The organism is Staphylococcus sp. HMSC063A07 (assembly GCF_001836955.1).
Taxonomy (GTDB): Bacteria; Bacillota; Bacilli; order Staphylococcales; family Staphylococcaceae; genus Staphylococcus; species Staphylococcus lugdunensis.
In genome coordinates, this window is record NZ_KV830929.1 from 80165 (window position 1) to 96109 (window position 15945).

Below are 15945 nucleotides of genomic sequence, written 5' to 3' on the forward strand. Positions count from 1 at the left end.
GTTTAGTGATATTTATTAAATGATACGAAAGGGCCTTATTTTTTAAAAGTATGTTGATGTGAAATTACATATAAATGCGACGTATTTATAGTGATACATCTGAGACGCCATCCCTAGGAACATGAAAGTAAAATATGTAGTGTTGAATATAAAAATGGGAGCGGTACTACGAATTCATAATAAATTCTGTCACGCTCCCATCATCTTAAGAGTTATGTCTCAGTTTGTATTTTATTATATTAGGTTTGCTATAGATTATTCATTCCCTATGATTCATTTTCTTGAATATTGTCGTATTGTTCTCTGAGATCATATACTTTATCAGGTGTAACATCTTGGCCAAGAGGGTCTAGAACTTTCATAGTAGAAAATGTATGAAGAACTTGTCCTCTAATCATGGCTAAATAATCTTGTCTTAAAGCTTGTTGCTCTTGTTTTTCTTCTATACTAAGTGTTTGTATTTTTTCTTTGTTTGCTAATTGATTAATTCTTTCTAATAAATTGTTCATTATTTGTCCTCCTAATTTGTATGTGTTGTAAAATGTGGCACAATAAGAATGCTTATTTCTTCAATAAGATTTATTAAATCTTGCTCATTATTTGTGAATCTTAAAAAATATGATTTGTGTTCGTGCCTCATATACTTTTACTAAAAAACAACACTTATAATCTAAACGACATATGTTGTTTAGATATACTATACATGTGAAGGAAACAATGTGCAACTTTCATGCTTATATCATTTGTAGCTTAAACGACATATACCTAAAGGTGTTGTATAGCATTCGTAAATAAAATATAAAAGAACAGGTTGGGATAAAAATCTCAAAATAAAAGCACAAAGAGGATTTTTAATTAAAAAACTCTTTGCGCTTCTTCTATTTTCAATAATTCGCACGCTTGTCTTGCTAAAGGATAGCTTCAGTCTTTTAGAAACGTTTATGTTCTTGACGCTTTTACTTAATTAAAGATGTGTGATGTGATGGAGTAGAAAAGGAAGATTCTTGTCAATAAAGTCGTCGGCAGAAAGTTGGCTTGTATCAAGCCAATGTCTAACAAGTCCACATAAGCCAGCAGTTAAAAAGCTTGCGCTACTAGCAAGAACATCAATGTCTTGCTGTGGATAACTGTTACGCAGCATAATCGTAAAAATATCTTCCAATTCATTATGAATGCGTTTATGCGCTTGATTACAAAATGTTTCACTGTTCATCTTGCATGAGTCCTGTACTTCAATCATGTATTGTGCGATAGTGATAAACAGATTGGAGATAACCGACGCATTAACAATTTCAGAAATCGTTAAAGCATCATTTAAATCTTTTAGAATCGTGACAGATAAAGTGTAATCTAAAATGTCATATTTATCGGTAAAATGAGCATAAAATGTGGCACGATTTACCGTTGCACGTTCGGTAATATCTTTTACAGTGATTTGAGACATCTTTTTCTCGCGAGACACTTGTTGAAAAGATTCTACTAGCAACTTTTTAGTACGTAAAATACGTGGATCAACTTTGGTTGTAGGCACATTTAGCACCTCCCTTGTCAAAAATAACTTTATACTAAATTATCATCTGAAAGTGGAGCGTTGTCAAAATTCAAGCTTATCGATTTTATTTCATCATATCTTTAATTTGTTGTGTAATATACCGTTTTTGTTCCTTCTCTGCAATAGCTTTTATTGTTTTATCGGATGCTTTAGGATGTTCTTTTTTATATGTGATTATTTTATTTTGAATAGCTTCTTTAGCCTTTTTTTGAAAATTCTTAGTTAGTTTTGATTGTTGTTTTTGTAATTTTTTAGCTTCTTGTGCATTAAGTACTACCCACGTATCATCTGGAACAGTCACAACTGATGTTTCTTTAATAAGTTCTTTATCTTCTTTACCAAAATCAAATAAATAGCGATAGTATTTATTTTTCCATACCCAATATTCTTTTGTATTTTTTAACGTAGCATTATCGTCATTAGATGTTTCATAATAAGCCTGTTTTTTAGTAGATTCAGATATATCTTCTTTTGTAGTCTTTGGTTTAAAATGAGCCGTAGCTTTAGTATCATCTTTGTTATCTTTATATACCATGACATAATTGTTAGAATTGTTTCCAATTTCATTTGCTATAAGCATCTGTGCTGGTGATTTTGAATTCGCAGCTGAATAAATACGTTTTTCCGATTCGTGAATCGTTTCTTGTTGCATACCAAAATGATGTGTCATATTCGCTACAATACCTATGATTTGAACAACAAATAGGAAAGTAACTATTGAACCAATGATATAGCGACTTAACTTTTGAGGAATGAGTAACCATGATGCGAATAGAGCTATTGTTAAGATAATTAATATAATCATTTATTTTTCCTCACTTTCTGAATGATACATTTTTAAGAAAGGTACGATGATTAAACCAATCACTGCAAACGCAACACCGATTAAAAATGATGTATTAAAACCATCAATAGAGGCTTGTTGAGCATGTGCAGCATATTGAAGTGGATTAGCATCTTTTAAACTTTTTGTTGGCATATTATTGTTGATTATGTTTTGTGTTATAGATGTAAGTAATGCAACGGCAATTGAAGATGCCACTTGTCTTGCAGTGTTATTTGCAGCAGTACCATGTGTACCCATTTTTGTCGGTAAAGCATCCATAGCATTTGTTGTTAAAGGCATCATCATTAATGCCACGCCAAACATTCTAATAGAGTAGAGCACTAATATAAGTGAAGGTGAAGTGGTATCTGATAAGAAGCCAAACGGTAAAGATGCTAATGTTAAAATTAAAAATCCTACAAATGTCAGACGTTTGATACCTATTTTATTATAAAGTGAGCCTGAAATTGGTGAGATAAAACCTAACATTAAGGCACCAGCAAGTAAGGTCAAACCAGATTCAAATGGTGAAAAACCATGAATATTTTGTAGGTACGTAGGCAACATCATTTCCACGCCATACATTGCCATTGTGACTACAATAAGGCCAATTGTTGCAATTACAAAACCTGAAGATTTAAAAACACGTAAATCTAAAAATGGGTCATCCAATTTAAACTGTCTGAAACCAAACCAAGCGATGATAATCAAGCTTAAAATGAGCGGTAAAATTACATAATTGAAACTACGCCATCCCTCTGTCGAAACATTGGAAAATCCCCATAAAAATAGCCCAAATCCTATACAAGATAAAATCAGTGATAATATGTCTAATTTAATCTTTCTATTTGGGATTACATCTTTCATAAAAAAGAAACTTAATATAAAGGCAATGGCGACAATGATGATTGGAAAAACAAAGATATTACGCCAAGAGTCACTAATTGTTAGACCTAAAATAACGTGGTCTTTATTTAAAATCCAACCTGCAAATGTGGGACCAAGTGCTGGAGCTAAACCAACTGCTAAACCACTAAGACCCATAGCACCACCACGTTTATTAGGTGGGAACATATTAATAATAATGATTTGCATTAAAGGTAACATCAAACCAACGGCAATGGCAGTAACAATGCGACCAGTTAAAAATATGTTCCATGAATCACTGTTGGAAGGTGCAATCGCAGTTAGAATTAAGCCTACTAAGAGAATGGCATATGCAATGACATGTAACCACTTAGTTGAAAAACGCGTAGCTAAGTAGGCTGACAAAGGGACCATGATACCGTTAGCTAATAGGAACCATGTAGTAGCTTGTTGTGCCGTACTAAAATCTATATCAAAATCCTTCATTAATGTTGGTAATGCTGTCCCTAGTGACGTTTGCATTAAAGCTCCCGCAAACGTCGCAAGTAATATAACAAACATTACCATAAATTTACTATAAGATTTACCGTGTTCATCTAAATCAAATTGAGTATTAATATTCTCTGACATAATATTCCTCCTTTGAAGTTATTGGATTAATGTAACAACTTTTTTAGAGAAAAAGGAGAACAAAATAAACTATATTGTATAAAATGACACACTGCGTCTTAAAATGTATTATATTGAATATAAAGAAAGGATGAGACTATGGCATATAATAGAAAAATAGAACAAACGCAACGTTTACTTAAAGAGGCACTGATAAAGTTATTGGGACAGCAAAATTTTGAGGAAATTACAGTTAATGACATTGTCTCAGAGGCATATGTTACTAGAAGTACTTTCTATAGATATTACGATGATAAATATGAATTACTCTCTGAAATCGAAGATCAAATCCTTCAATTTATTAGAAATGAAAGGGAGGTCGAGTTCTTGATGGACGACAAAACTGAAATTTTCGACACTGATAATATAATTAAATTATTCAACGCTTTAGATCGCTATAGTGAAGTATTAAGAGTACTTTTAACAAATGTAGGGGTTTTGAGTTTTAAAATGAAGATTAGAAAAATTGTGTCACAGCGACTCGATTTCTTAAATAAAATGTTTCAAAGTTCGAATGTTAGGTTAGAGTTAGGAAAGGAGTATCTGATAGCTATAATTATTCAAACTTTTGAATATTGGGCGCAATATAAAGATAAAGTAAGTGAAGAAGAAATTGCTCAAATGATTACAGCAGTTTATCATCAAGGTTTAATCAATGCATTGAATATAAATGTAAAGGAATTAAAAAGTGCTCAAATAAAAATTAAAAAGAGTGAAAATTAGAGCTATGCTATGATACCAACAATTATTATGACACTAATTACATAGTTCATAATTTAGGGGATGGAGAAGAGGGAAATCATGGCTGATAAGCTTCAGAGAGAGTTAAGTAATAGGCATATTCAATTAATTGCAATTGGTGGGGCAATTGGAACAGGTTTATTCTTGGGATCAGGTGAATCGGTTCACCTAGCAGGACCATCAATATTATTAACATACGCTGTTGTAGGTTTTGTATTATTTATGTTTATGAGAGCAATGGGAGAAATGCTACTGTCGAATTTAGGTTTTAAATCGTTTGCTGATATTGCACATCATCATCTTGGTCCACTAGCTGGCTTTATGGTGGGGTGGACGTATTGGTTTACGTGGATCATCTCGGGAATGGCCGAAGTAACTGCAGTAGCAAAGTATGTACAATTCTGGTATCCACAAATTCCAAACTGGATTACTGCTGCTTTTACGATTTTAATACTTGTAACATTAAATTTATTCAGCGCTAAGTTGTTTGGTGAGCTGGAATTTTGGTTAGCTATTATTAAAGTGGTAACCATTGTTGCCTTGATTACTGTTGGAATTGTAATGGTGGTTTTCGCTTTTAAAACGCCATATGGTACAGCTAACGTGACACATATTTGGAGTCATGGTGGTTTCTTTCCTAATGGTGCCTCTGGTTTCTTTATGTCATTCCAAATGGCAATCTTTTCATTCATTGGTATTGAATTGATTGGTATTACTGCGGGAGAAACACAAAATCCACATAAAACGATTCCACAAGCGATTAATAATGTGCCACTTAGAATATTATTATTTTATATTGGCTCTTTAGCAGTGATTATGGCGGTTGTTCCTTGGGATAAACTTAACCCGGCAGATAGCCCTTATGTTAAGGTATTTGGTTTGGTTGGTATACCTTTTGCTGCAGGAATCATAAATTTTGTTGTATTAACAGCCGCTGCATCATCTTGTAATAGCGGAATATTTGCAAATAGTAGAACGATGTTTGGCTTATCTGGACGCAAACAGGCACCACCATTTTTACATAAGACGAATCGTAATGGTGTGCCATATTATGCCATCCTCATTACATGTGGCTTGCTTAGCATCTCTGTTATTTTAAATTATATTTATAAAGATGCGACCAAAGTGTTTGTGTCAATTACGACATTCTCTACGATTTTAAATATTATTATATGGGCGATTATAGTGATGTCTTATTTAGGTTTCTTAAAGCATAACCCAGAGTTGCATAAGCAAAGTAATTATAAAATGCCAGGCGGAAAATTTATGGCTACTGGAATACTCATATTTTTCGCATTTATTTTTATCGTTCTACTTATTAGCAACACAACACGTTGGGCAGTTTTATTATCCCCAGTTTGGTTGGGTATCCTATGCTTAATGTATCTACGCTATCGCAAAGAGACAAAAAATCAGGAATACAATCCTAATAAAGTCAAATATTAATACAACATACTTTAGCAAGACACTTGAAAGATTAGAATACCGGGGCCCCAACAAAGAGGCTTTCGAAAAGAAAGCCAACGGACAACGCAAGTTGGGGTGGCCCCAACAGAGAGAATTTCGACAAGAAATTCCACAAGCACAGCAAGTTGGGTGGCTAAAACGGTTCTATTAGCAAGTGAATCAACAATACGTAGCATTGTAAATAAAGAAGGGAGCGGGACTACGAATTCATAATGAATGCTGTCCCGCTCCCTATTTTTTAGCAATAATATGCCATGTATTTCATAACAAGACGACGTTCCTCTTATAATTGATGATTTCGTTATCTTGATAAAAATTCTGGTATATAAATGCATAAATTTGGCACTGTTTATGTCTATTTTGAAAATTTTTAAATTTAATATTCTGAAAATTCAGAACATGTGTTATTATAATTTTATCATTTAAAACATTGGTGAACTGCTAAATATATAGAATTCATCAGCATGAATGACAATACAACATATAGAGATGTGTCAGAGACACAGCAGGAGGTAATTTTATGACAACAATTAGAAAGATAGGAGTAAAAGATTTCACCTTTAGAGTACTATCCGGGGTAGCCATTGGAATCGTCGTTGGTTTAGTGCCCAATGCCATTTTAGGTGAGATTTTAAAATATTTAATGCAGTATTCGCCAATATTTGCCATATTATTACATGTGGTGCAAGCACTTCAGTTTACTGTACCAGCTTTAATAGGTGCGTTAATCGCATTGAAATTTAATATGACACCTTTAGCAATTGCTGTTGTAGCAAGTGCCTCATACGTTGGTAGCGGTGCCGCACAATTTAAACATGGCGTTTGGGTTATTGCCGGCATTGGTGATTTAATCAATACAATGATTACGGCTGCAATTACAGTTTTATTTATTTTATTAATAGAAAAACGTGTTGGCAGTATGGCATTAATCGTTTATCCAACAGTTGTTGGTGGTTTATCAGCATTTGTTGGGGTACTAATATTACCTTATGTACATTTAATTACTACAGCTATTGGTGATATGGTAAACAGCTTTACCGAATTACAACCTATATTAATGTGTATGTTGATTTCGATGGTATTTAGTTTCATTATCATTTCGCCATTATCAACGGTAGCCATTGCGATAGCGATTGGTATCACAGGACTTGCAGCAGGTTCGGCATCAATAGGTATCTCTGCGACAGAAGCAGTATTACTTATAGGCACAAGTAGAGTGAATCGTGTTGCTGTACCGATTTCAATCTTCTTTGGTGGTGTCAAAATGATGATGCCAAATATGGTTCGTTATCCAATTATCATGCTTCCTATATTAGTGAATGCTGCAATATCAGGTGTTGTAGGAAGTTTGATTGGTATTGCCGGAACAAAAGAATCTGCAGGATTTGGTTTTATCGGTATGATAGGACCTATCAGTGCTTTCAAATTCTTACATGTTGATTCTGCATGGATTAGTTTAGGTTTGATTGTTTTAGCTTTCTTTATTGTTCCATTAGCAGTTGCATATGCTTTAGATATTCTATTTAGAAGAGTATTGAAGTTATATGATTCAAATATCTTTAAATTCCTAGGATAAAGTTAAAGTCACAGGCTCCGAGAGTTCTGTGACTTTTATTTTGTACATAGTTCTTGTAGTACTATGGCTTGATTATATTTGGTATTTTTTGCGGCATAGAGCAGGATGACATCTTGATGACTTTCTTCTATTATATGTTTAAGCTTATTAAACGCCTGTGCTTGTTCATCATTATCTTGTAACTCTTTTTTATATTTTTCTTTAAATTGTTTAAATAAGTCATCTTGATGATTAAACCATTGTCGTAATGCTGTACTAGGAGCAATGTCTTTCAACCATTCATCAAGTTGTGCGTGTGCTTTGGAGATGCCTCGAGGCCACACTCTATCGACAAGAATTCTTTTACCCTCTGGGATAGGATCATCATAAATACGTGCAATTTTAACAGTCATAGTAAATCTCCTCCATATTACATATGTTCCCTGAAATAGATGTTATAAAGCATATGTAAAAACGCTGACAGATAGCGTATAGTAATAAGTAACAAATAATGCATGCCTGTGCATTAATATTTAATAAGTAAAGGATGACACACATGGTCAAAAATATCGAAACACTTGCACTGAAAGCTGCGAAATTAACGCGACAAACTCATGAATTAGGTATTCCAGTGATGATATTATTTGAAGGTGTTCCAGCATCAGGAAAGACACGTTTATCAAATGAACTATTATTAAATTTTGACGCTAAATATACACGCTTTATTACAACGCAATCTCCAAAAGAAAATGACTTGAGATATCAATTTCTACAAAAATATTGGAATAGCTTACCGAAAAAAGGGGGTATTAATGTTTACTTCCGTAGCTGGTATTCACATTATTTAGATTATAGAGAAAATGCTATTAAATCATTACAATACCCTAACTATGAAGTGTTAGAATCTCAAATTCATTCTTTTGAAAAGATGCTTATACAAGATCATTATGAAATCATTAAGTTCTTTATTGAAATAAATGAAGAGAAACGCCAAGAACATATTCGACAAACGAATAATAATCCATTAATGCAATGGAAAGTACAAGAATATGAGAAAGTTCTAGATAGTGATATTTATTTAAGAGATATGCATGGTTTTATTGAACGAGATAAAGATTGGAAAGTGATTGATTATACAGAGCGTCAACATGCTATAGAGAAGATGTATGAGCATATTATTAAACGTTTAGAAAAGGCAATTAAGAAACATCAACGACAATCGCACAATTATGACGGGTTATTTACATCAGATTATACGACAGACTTTTTTAATCAAACACTTGATAAAGTGTCTAAAAAAGAATATAAATCGCAAGTTGTTGACTTACAAAAACGATTACGTGAACTACAATTTGCTTTATATGATAGAAAAATTCCTTTGATATTAGTATTTGAAGGTATGGATGCTGCAGGAAAAGGGGGGAATATCAAAAGAATTAGAGAAAAGTTAGACCCTACAGGATATGAGGTTAATGGTATAAGTGCACCTACAGACGTAGAGCTACAACATCATTATTTATGGCGTTTTGCTAAAGAAATGCCTCGTACAGGGCATATTGAAATGTTTGACCGCAGTTGGTATGGTAGGGTACTTGTTGAACGTGTAGAAGGCTTTGCAACAACGAAGGAATGGCAACGCGCTTATGATGAAATCAATGCTTTTGAAAAGATGTGGACGGATGAGGGTGCTATTGTACTTAAATTTTTCTTGACTTTGGATAAAAAAGAACAACTTAAACGATTCAAAGATAGAGAGAATAACGTGAACAAACAGTGGAAAATTACCAGTGAAGATTGGCGTAACCGTGACAAATGGGATTTGTACTTAGAAGCGAGTGTGGACATGATTAAACGCACGGATACAGACCATGCACCATGGTATGTTATTCCAGCAGATCATAAGAAAACATCTAGATTGAAAGTAATGCAATATATTATTCAACAATGTGAACACGCACTTTGGGGAGTTAAACATTGATATAAAGTTATAGGAGACTGGGACATCATTATGTTTTAAGTTGTGAACTCTATATTGGCAGCAGTTGACTGGACTAAAAATACGCTTATACCAAGCTTTTTTCAATCCTAGTCAACCTTGCCGGAGCGGGACTACGAATTCATAATGAATTCTGTCCCGCTCCCTATTTTTATAAATAGATAAATATGTGTAATGTATTACATATTTGTAACAGAGCTGCAATTTGTAATAATTCAGGTGGTGTCATCCATGTGTAAATTTTTTAATATTCTATTGTAAATCAAGGGTTTAAGATGAAATTTTTTACTTATAGATACGAAATTGTGTGTTACATTGAAAGACAATTATGTTTCAACATTACAAATGATGTCTATTATTGTAATTTTTTGTAAGATAGGTGTAATATAAATCGCCAAATTTTATGTTATAGTTTCTAGTGTCAAAAGTTAAACATGAATTTGAGGTAACAACTCAATACGTTTTTTAGAACATTAGAGAACAGTAAACGAAAATATACAACAAATTTTTGGAGGAATTTATTATTATGAAAAAGACAGTATTAGCATCATCATTAGCAGTAACTTTAGGAGTAACAGGTTATGCATTAACTTCAGGTCATGAAGCTCACGCAGCTGAAACTACTAACTATGATCAATTAGCTAACTTAGCACAACATAATCCATCAGAATTAAATGCACACCCAGTAAAAGCTGGCGCATATGATTTTTCTTTCGTGAAAGATGGTTTTAGATATACATTCACTTCAAATGGTCAAAACTTTACTTGGAAATATATCTACACAGGTGAAGCAGACAGCCAACCTTCAACTCAAGGCTACACTGAAGGTTCTACACAAGCAGTTAGTTCAAATGCACAAGCTAGCAACACAAATGTACAAGCAGTTTCTGCACCAAGATCAAGCTACCAAACATCAACAACTTCTTACTCAGCTCCAGCTACTTCAAGCTACAGCAGTTCAGTAAGATTATCTAACGGAAACACTGCAGGTGCTACTGGTTCTTCAGCAGCAGCAATTATGGCTCAACGTACTGGCGTTCCAGCATCAACATGGTCTGCAATCATTGCACGTGAATCTAATGGTCAAGCAAATGCACGTAATGCTTCTGGTGCTTCAGGTTTATTCCAAACTATGCCAGGTTGGGGTTCAACTGCTACAGTAAACGATCAAATCAATGCTGCAGTTAGAGCATACAAAGCTCAAGGTTTATCTGCTTGGGGAATGTAAGATAAACATTACTACAATATAAACTTAAAAAAACACTTCAAAGCCTATGCTTTGGGGTGTTTTTTTACGTACTTAAATATTCTTACAACATTGTCACAATAAAAATGTCATCAATTTAATAAAACTTTGCTATAATGGTACAGTATTCGTTCATATTAGTAGATGCACTACATAATCAAATATAAATATGAATGTTAATAGTATTTTTCTACTGGGAATATAATATCTACAAACAATATCCAAAAAAATTAACATGGTGTATTGTGAAAATTGTGAACATTTAAGTTGTGGGAGTGGCTATTGTTGAAAAAAGATTTAAGACGTATTGATCGGAACTACAAGTTAAGATATATGCCTGGACTAGACGGCCTTAGAGCCATTGCAGTGTTAGGTATCATTATCTATCATCTTAATCCCCAATGGCTTAGTGGTGGATTCTTAGGTGTTGACACATTCTTTGTTATTTCAGGCTATTTAATTACAAGCTTATTAATCATTGAATATTATCGAACAGGTACAATTGATTTAAGGGCATTTTGGATTAGACGAATAAAAAGGCTTATTCCAGCAGTGTATTTTATGGTGTCTGCCGTACTTGTCTTTATATTGCTCTTTAAACCGGATTTAATCATTGAAATCAAAAAAGATGCTATAGCAGCATTTTTGTATGTTTCCAATTGGTGGTATATATCACAAAATGTTGATTACTTTAATCAATTTGCGATAGCTCCATTGAAACATTTGTGGTCATTAGCTATAGAAGAACAATTTTATGTCTTTTATCCAATTGTGGTTTTCTTCTTGTTTAAACGTTTTAAACCGCAAAAAATCACACTTATATTATGGATTGTCTCTCTATTATCTTTGGTAACGATGGCAATTATTTTTGGTGTGACAGGGGATAGTTCTCGCGTGTACTTTGGTACAGATACACGGTTACAAACGCTATTGCTAGGCTGTATTCTTGCGTTTGTGTGGAACCCATTTGGACTTAAAAAGACAAAATATAAAATGTCCTACTTAGGTATAAATTTATCTGGAATTATTGCCTTTATTTTATTAGTCAGCTTTTTCTTCATTATTAGTGACCAAGATAAATGGATTTATCAAGGCGGGTTCTATTTAATTTCTGCCATGACATTATTTATTATTGCCAGTGCAGTGCACCCATCATCTATATTAGCGAAACTGCTCAGCTTTAAATTATTTACTTATATTGGAAAGCGATCATATAGTTTATACTTATGGCATTTTCCAATTATTGTTTTAATGAATAGTTATTATGTACAAGGTCAAATTCCTGCATATGTCTACATCATTGAAGTTATATTAATGTTTGTCATGGCTGAATTTTCATATCAATTTATAGAAAATCCAATCAGAAAAAAGGGGTTCAAAGCATTTACATTCAACCCAAAACATGTCAAACGTATCATCAGAACAGTACTCATTTTAGTATTTTTAATTCCAACGTTAATAGCGTTTACTGGTGTATTTGATAGTTTAGGTAAAGAACACGAAGCAAAACAACATTCGAAAAAGACTTCTTTTAATACTAATCATAAAAAGCAGCCGAAACCACAGCCGGATCAAAATAAAGGACAGACTAAGTTTAATATTAAAAAATCTTCACCATTGTTATTAGGAGATTCAGTGATGGTTGACATCGGAGAAGTATTCGCCGATAAAGTACCAAACGCTAATATAGATGGTAAAGTTGGACGTCAGTTAATTGAAGCTGCGCCTTTAGCTAAAGGAAAATACCAACAATATAATAAAAAAGGACAAATTGTGGTATTGGAATTAGGTACGAATGGTGAGTTTACTAAAGATCAACTTAAAGAATTGGTTGATGCATTTGGTCAGGCTGATATTTATTTAGTTAATACACGTGTGCCAAGAGATTATCAACAAAATAATAATAAGTTAATGAAAGATATAACTAAAAATAAAAAGAATGTACATTTAGTTGACTGGTATAGCGCTTCAGCAGGACATCAAGAGTACTTTGCTTATGACGGCATTCATTTAGAGTATAGTGGATGTAAAGCCTTATCAAATGAAATTATAAAAACCATTGAACAAACAGAAAAAGAGAAAAATAAATAATAATTTATTTCGGTAGAGATAAATATCAACTAAGTCATATAACCACTGAACATAAATTCTAAAAATTTAGCCAGTAAATGCGTTTCTTGCAAATTCATTTGCTGGCTTCTTTATTTACAATGCTTTGTATTATTGGCTCACTTGCTTAAGGACAGCTTGCTTTGTTTGTTGAAATACTTTTCTCATTTCTCTTTGTTGGGGTCTCGTCATATTGTTTTATTCTCGCCAAGATATGGCCTATTTAAATATGATTGTACATTATGTTTTGAAAAAGTTAAGATACTTTCGCATCTATGAATAAACTTCATTAAACAAATTGCCTTATGAAAAAAGATAACGTGACGCACTCATATACGCTACAAATAGAAATGCCAGTTTTAATACTTTCAAATGATATTGTATTAACTATACTCAAAGAAAGGGCTTTGCCGTTTTAATTTCCGTTATATTTATGTCCCATAATGTGTTATGTTTTGCTAATAAAGTACATAACCCATAAATTGTTAGAATATTGACATTATTCACTCAATTACAATAGAATGTATATATTAAGTGGAACATTGAAATGTAGAGATTAGACAAAGATGTGATATATGACTAAATTAAGTAGGATAGAGTTTTTTAAGGAGGTTTACTTATGATTATTTCTCAAAGACTTGATAGCATACCAGATAGCTATTTTGGGAAAACGATGGGACGTAAAATAGAACATGGCCCGTTACCATTGATTAATATGGCAGTAGGTATCCCTGACGGGGAAACACCTAAAGGGATTGTGGATTGTTTTGCGCAAGCCGTAAGTATCCCAGAAAATCAAAAATATGGTGCTTTTCATGGTAAAGCCTCATTTAGACAAGCTATCGTTGATTTTTATCATAGACATTATGATGTGTTATTAGATCCAGAAGATGAAGTGTGTATCTTGTATGGCACTAAAAACGGCTTAGTGGCCTTACCTGCATGTGTTGTAAATCCTGGAGAGCATGTTTTGCTTCCTGACCCTGGTTATACGGATTACTTGGCGGGCGTTATGCTTGCAGATGCAAACCCCGTTCCATTAAATTTAGAACCACCACATTATCTACCTGAATGGGATAAAGTAGAACCACATATTTTAGAAAATACAGCACTTGTCTATTTAACTTATCCAAATAATCCCACTGGTTCAACTGCAACAAAAGCTGTATTTGATGCAGCGATAAATCAATTTAAGGATACTAAGACGAAAATTGTTCATGACTTTGCATATAGTGCCTTTGGTTTTGACGCTAAAAACCCAAGTATATTAGCATCTGAACATGGTAAGGATGTTGCAATTGAAATATTCTCTCTATCTAAAGGCTATAATATGTCTGGTTTCCGTGTTGGTTTTGCAGTAGGAAATAAAGAGATGATTCAAGCGCTTAAAAAGTATCAAACGCATACGAATGCAGGGATGTTTGGCGCATTACAAGATGCTGCTACCTATGCACTAAATAACTATGATGACTTTTTAGATCAACAAAATGAAACATTTAAGCGTCGTAGAAATTATTTTGAACAACAATTACTTGAAGCACACTTGCCATTTGTATCATCAAAAGGTGGTATTTATGAATGGTTGCATACACCCCCAGGATATGATAGTGAGACATTTGAACAATTTTTATTACAAGAATTGTCTATTTTGGTGGCACCTGGTATTCCATTTGGTCAAAATGGTAAGCACTATGTACGTATATCTTTAGCATTAGATGATCAATTACTTGAAGAGGCAGCACAACGTTTAGCAACGTTGACGCATTTATATACCAATAATAATTAGAATGTGAGGAATTCGAATGACGAAAATTAAAATCATGACAGTACGTGAAGAAGATATCCCTTTTATTGAAGATTGGGCACGAAATAATGATGTTGAAGTAGATTTAGATACTGCACAGCTCACCGAAGAAAATGTAGATACCGTAAAAGGTTTTGATGGTTTATCGTTATCACAAATGCTACCTTTATCGGAAAACATATATGCTAAGCTCCATGAATTTGGGATTAAACAAATTGCACAACGTAGTGCAGGATATGATGGCTTTGATTTAGAATTAGCTACTAAGTACGATTTAATTGTATCTAATGTGCCATCATATTCACCTACGTCAATTGCTGAATTTGCAGTGACACAAGCGATTAATCTTATTAGAAATGCCAACCAAATTCAAAACAATGTACGTCAATATGATTTTCGATGGCAACCAAGTATTTTATCACGTTCTATTCGTGATTTAACAGTAGCGGTTATTGGTACAGGACGAATTGGTGGTCGTGCGGCAGAAATATTTGCTAAGGGATACGGTAGCAAGGTGGTAGCTTATGATCCATTTCCAAATGAACATGTTGCTGAGTATGTTACATATACCGAAACATTGGAAGAAGCTGTTGGTCAAGCAGATATTGTAACAATCCATGTGCCAGCTACAAAATATAATCATCATTTATTTAATGACGATTTATTTAAACAATTTAAACAAGGTGCAGTATTTATTAATGCGGCTCGTGGATCACTCGTTGATACAAAAGCCTTATTATCAAATATTGATTCACAGCACATTAAAGGTGCTGCTTTAGATACTTATGAATACGAACGAGGTGTCTTCCCAATTAACCATCAAGGTCAAGAACTCAATGATGCATTACTGGATGAACTAATTGAACGTGAAGATATTATTTTAACGCCTCATATCGCATTTTACACTGATGCAGCAGTTAAAAACCTTATTGTTGATGCGTTAGATGCAACATTAGATGTCTTAAATACCGGAACTACTCATTTACGCGTAAATTAATAATAATACAATTAAAACGTTTATTAAATGAAACAAAAATACCTTATTTTAAAAAGAGACTCTCGAGCAAACAGAACAAGCTGAAAGGGGCCCCAACAAAGAGGCTTTCGAAAAGA

General features: G+C 33.4%; 13 protein-coding genes. 8 read left to right on the forward strand and 5 right to left on the reverse strand.

Translation table 11 applies throughout. The features are described 5' to 3' along the window. Positions 1-266: 266 nt before the first annotated feature. The 4 genes from HMPREF2597_RS08780 to HMPREF2597_RS08795 all read right to left on the reverse strand — a co-directional run bounded on the left by HMPREF2597_RS08780 (position 267) and on the right by HMPREF2597_RS08795 (position 3875). Positions 267-509 (reverse strand): DUF896 domain-containing protein, encoded by a 243-nt coding sequence (locus tag HMPREF2597_RS08780; protein ID WP_002478577.1) that lies wholly within the window; start codon positions 507-509, stop codon positions 267-269. A 455-nt stretch (positions 510-964) separates the two neighbouring features. Continuing rightward, the gene (locus HMPREF2597_RS08785; RefSeq protein WP_002460519.1) at positions 965-1531 is read right to left on the reverse strand and encodes a TetR/AcrR family transcriptional regulator; all 567 of its coding nucleotides are present in this window, start codon (positions 1529-1531) and stop codon (positions 965-967) included. Positions 1532-1616: 85 nt separating this feature from the next. After that, positions 1617-2357 carry a DUF4811 domain-containing protein gene (locus tag HMPREF2597_RS08790; RefSeq protein ID WP_070817274.1) on the reverse strand — a complete coding sequence of 247 codons (741 nt, stop codon included), beginning with the start codon at positions 2355-2357 and terminating at the stop codon, positions 1617-1619. Beyond that, positions 2358-3875 carry an MDR family MFS transporter gene (locus HMPREF2597_RS08795; protein WP_002460517.1) on the reverse strand — a complete coding sequence of 506 codons (1518 nt, stop codon included), beginning with the start codon at positions 3873-3875 and terminating at the stop codon, positions 2358-2360. 138 nt (positions 3876-4013) lie between these two features. Between HMPREF2597_RS08795 and HMPREF2597_RS08800 the strand changes: the two genes are divergently transcribed. The 3 genes from HMPREF2597_RS08800 (at position 4014) to HMPREF2597_RS08810 (ending at position 7698) form a co-directional block, all read left to right on the forward strand. Next, positions 4014-4637 (forward strand): TetR/AcrR family transcriptional regulator, encoded by a 624-nt coding sequence (locus tag HMPREF2597_RS08800; protein ID WP_002460516.1) that lies wholly within the window; start codon positions 4014-4016, stop codon positions 4635-4637. A gap of 78 nt (positions 4638-4715) precedes the next feature. Further along, the gene (locus HMPREF2597_RS08805; protein WP_002478579.1) at positions 4716-6101 is read left to right on the forward strand and encodes an amino acid permease; all 1386 of its coding nucleotides are present in this window, start codon (positions 4716-4718) and stop codon (positions 6099-6101) included. 541 nt (positions 6102-6642) lie between these two features. Next, the gene (locus tag HMPREF2597_RS08810; protein ID WP_002460513.1) at positions 6643-7698 is read left to right on the forward strand and encodes a PTS sugar transporter subunit IIC; all 1056 of its coding nucleotides are present in this window, start codon (positions 6643-6645) and stop codon (positions 7696-7698) included. 35 nt (positions 7699-7733) lie between these two features. On the opposite strand, the gene HMPREF2597_RS08815 is transcribed toward HMPREF2597_RS08810, so the two are convergent. Further along, positions 7734-8090, reverse strand: coding sequence for a DUF488 domain-containing protein (locus HMPREF2597_RS08815; protein WP_002478580.1), 357 nt, complete (start codon positions 8088-8090; stop codon positions 7734-7736). A 143-nt stretch (positions 8091-8233) separates the two neighbouring features. On the opposite strand from HMPREF2597_RS08815, the gene HMPREF2597_RS08820 reads away from it, so the two are divergent. The 5 genes from HMPREF2597_RS08820 to HMPREF2597_RS08840 all read left to right on the forward strand — a co-directional run bounded on the left by HMPREF2597_RS08820 (position 8234) and on the right by HMPREF2597_RS08840 (position 15829). Next, on the forward strand, positions 8234-9655 hold the full coding sequence (locus HMPREF2597_RS08820) for a polyphosphate--AMP phosphotransferase (protein ID WP_002478581.1): 1422 nt from the start codon (positions 8234-8236) through the stop codon (positions 9653-9655). A 544-nt stretch (positions 9656-10199) separates the two neighbouring features. Beyond that, entirely contained in the window at positions 10200-10901 is a 702-nt protein-coding gene (locus tag HMPREF2597_RS08825) for a transglycosylase SLT domain-containing protein (protein ID WP_002460510.1), read from the forward strand. Between the two features lie 300 nt (positions 10902-11201). Next, positions 11202-13010 (forward strand): acyltransferase family protein, encoded by a 1809-nt coding sequence (locus HMPREF2597_RS08830; RefSeq protein WP_012990709.1) that lies wholly within the window; start codon positions 11202-11204, stop codon positions 13008-13010. Between the two features lie 640 nt (positions 13011-13650). After that, positions 13651-14814 carry an aminotransferase class I/II-fold pyridoxal phosphate-dependent enzyme gene (locus HMPREF2597_RS08835; RefSeq protein WP_172952960.1) on the forward strand — a complete coding sequence of 388 codons (1164 nt, stop codon included), beginning with the start codon at positions 13651-13653 and terminating at the stop codon, positions 14812-14814. Between the two features lie 16 nt (positions 14815-14830). After that, entirely contained in the window at positions 14831-15829 is a 999-nt protein-coding gene (locus HMPREF2597_RS08840; RefSeq protein WP_002478584.1) for a D-lactate dehydrogenase, read from the forward strand. The last annotated feature ends 116 nt before the right edge of the window (positions 15830-15945 follow it).

What these genes read in the sequence shown, in the direction of transcription:
- HMPREF2597_RS08780 (WP_002478577.1), bottom strand. Translation starts at nt 509, where the DNA reads ATGAACAATTTATTAGAAAGAATTAATCAATTAGCAAACAAAGAAAAA.
- HMPREF2597_RS08805 (WP_002478579.1), top strand. Translation starts at nt 4,716, where the DNA reads ATGGCTGATAAGCTTCAGAGAGAGTTAAGTAATAGGCATATTCAATTA.
- HMPREF2597_RS08825 (WP_002460510.1), top strand. Translation starts at nt 10,200, where the DNA reads ATGAAAAAGACAGTATTAGCATCATCATTAGCAGTAACTTTAGGAGTA.
- HMPREF2597_RS08790 (WP_070817274.1), bottom strand. Translation starts at nt 2,357, where the DNA reads ATGATTATATTAATTATCTTAACAATAGCTCTATTCGCATCATGGTTA.
- HMPREF2597_RS08800 (WP_002460516.1), top strand. Translation starts at nt 4,014, where the DNA reads ATGGCATATAATAGAAAAATAGAACAAACGCAACGTTTACTTAAAGAG.
- HMPREF2597_RS08840 (WP_002478584.1), top strand. Translation starts at nt 14,831, where the DNA reads ATGACGAAAATTAAAATCATGACAGTACGTGAAGAAGATATCCCTTTT.
- HMPREF2597_RS08820 (WP_002478581.1), top strand. Translation starts at nt 8,234, where the DNA reads ATGGTCAAAAATATCGAAACACTTGCACTGAAAGCTGCGAAATTAACG.
- HMPREF2597_RS08810 (WP_002460513.1), top strand. Translation starts at nt 6,643, where the DNA reads ATGACAACAATTAGAAAGATAGGAGTAAAAGATTTCACCTTTAGAGTA.
- HMPREF2597_RS08795 (WP_002460517.1), bottom strand. Translation starts at nt 3,875, where the DNA reads ATGTCAGAGAATATTAATACTCAATTTGATTTAGATGAACACGGTAAA.
- HMPREF2597_RS08815 (WP_002478580.1), bottom strand. Translation starts at nt 8,090, where the DNA reads ATGACTGTTAAAATTGCACGTATTTATGATGATCCTATCCCAGAGGGT.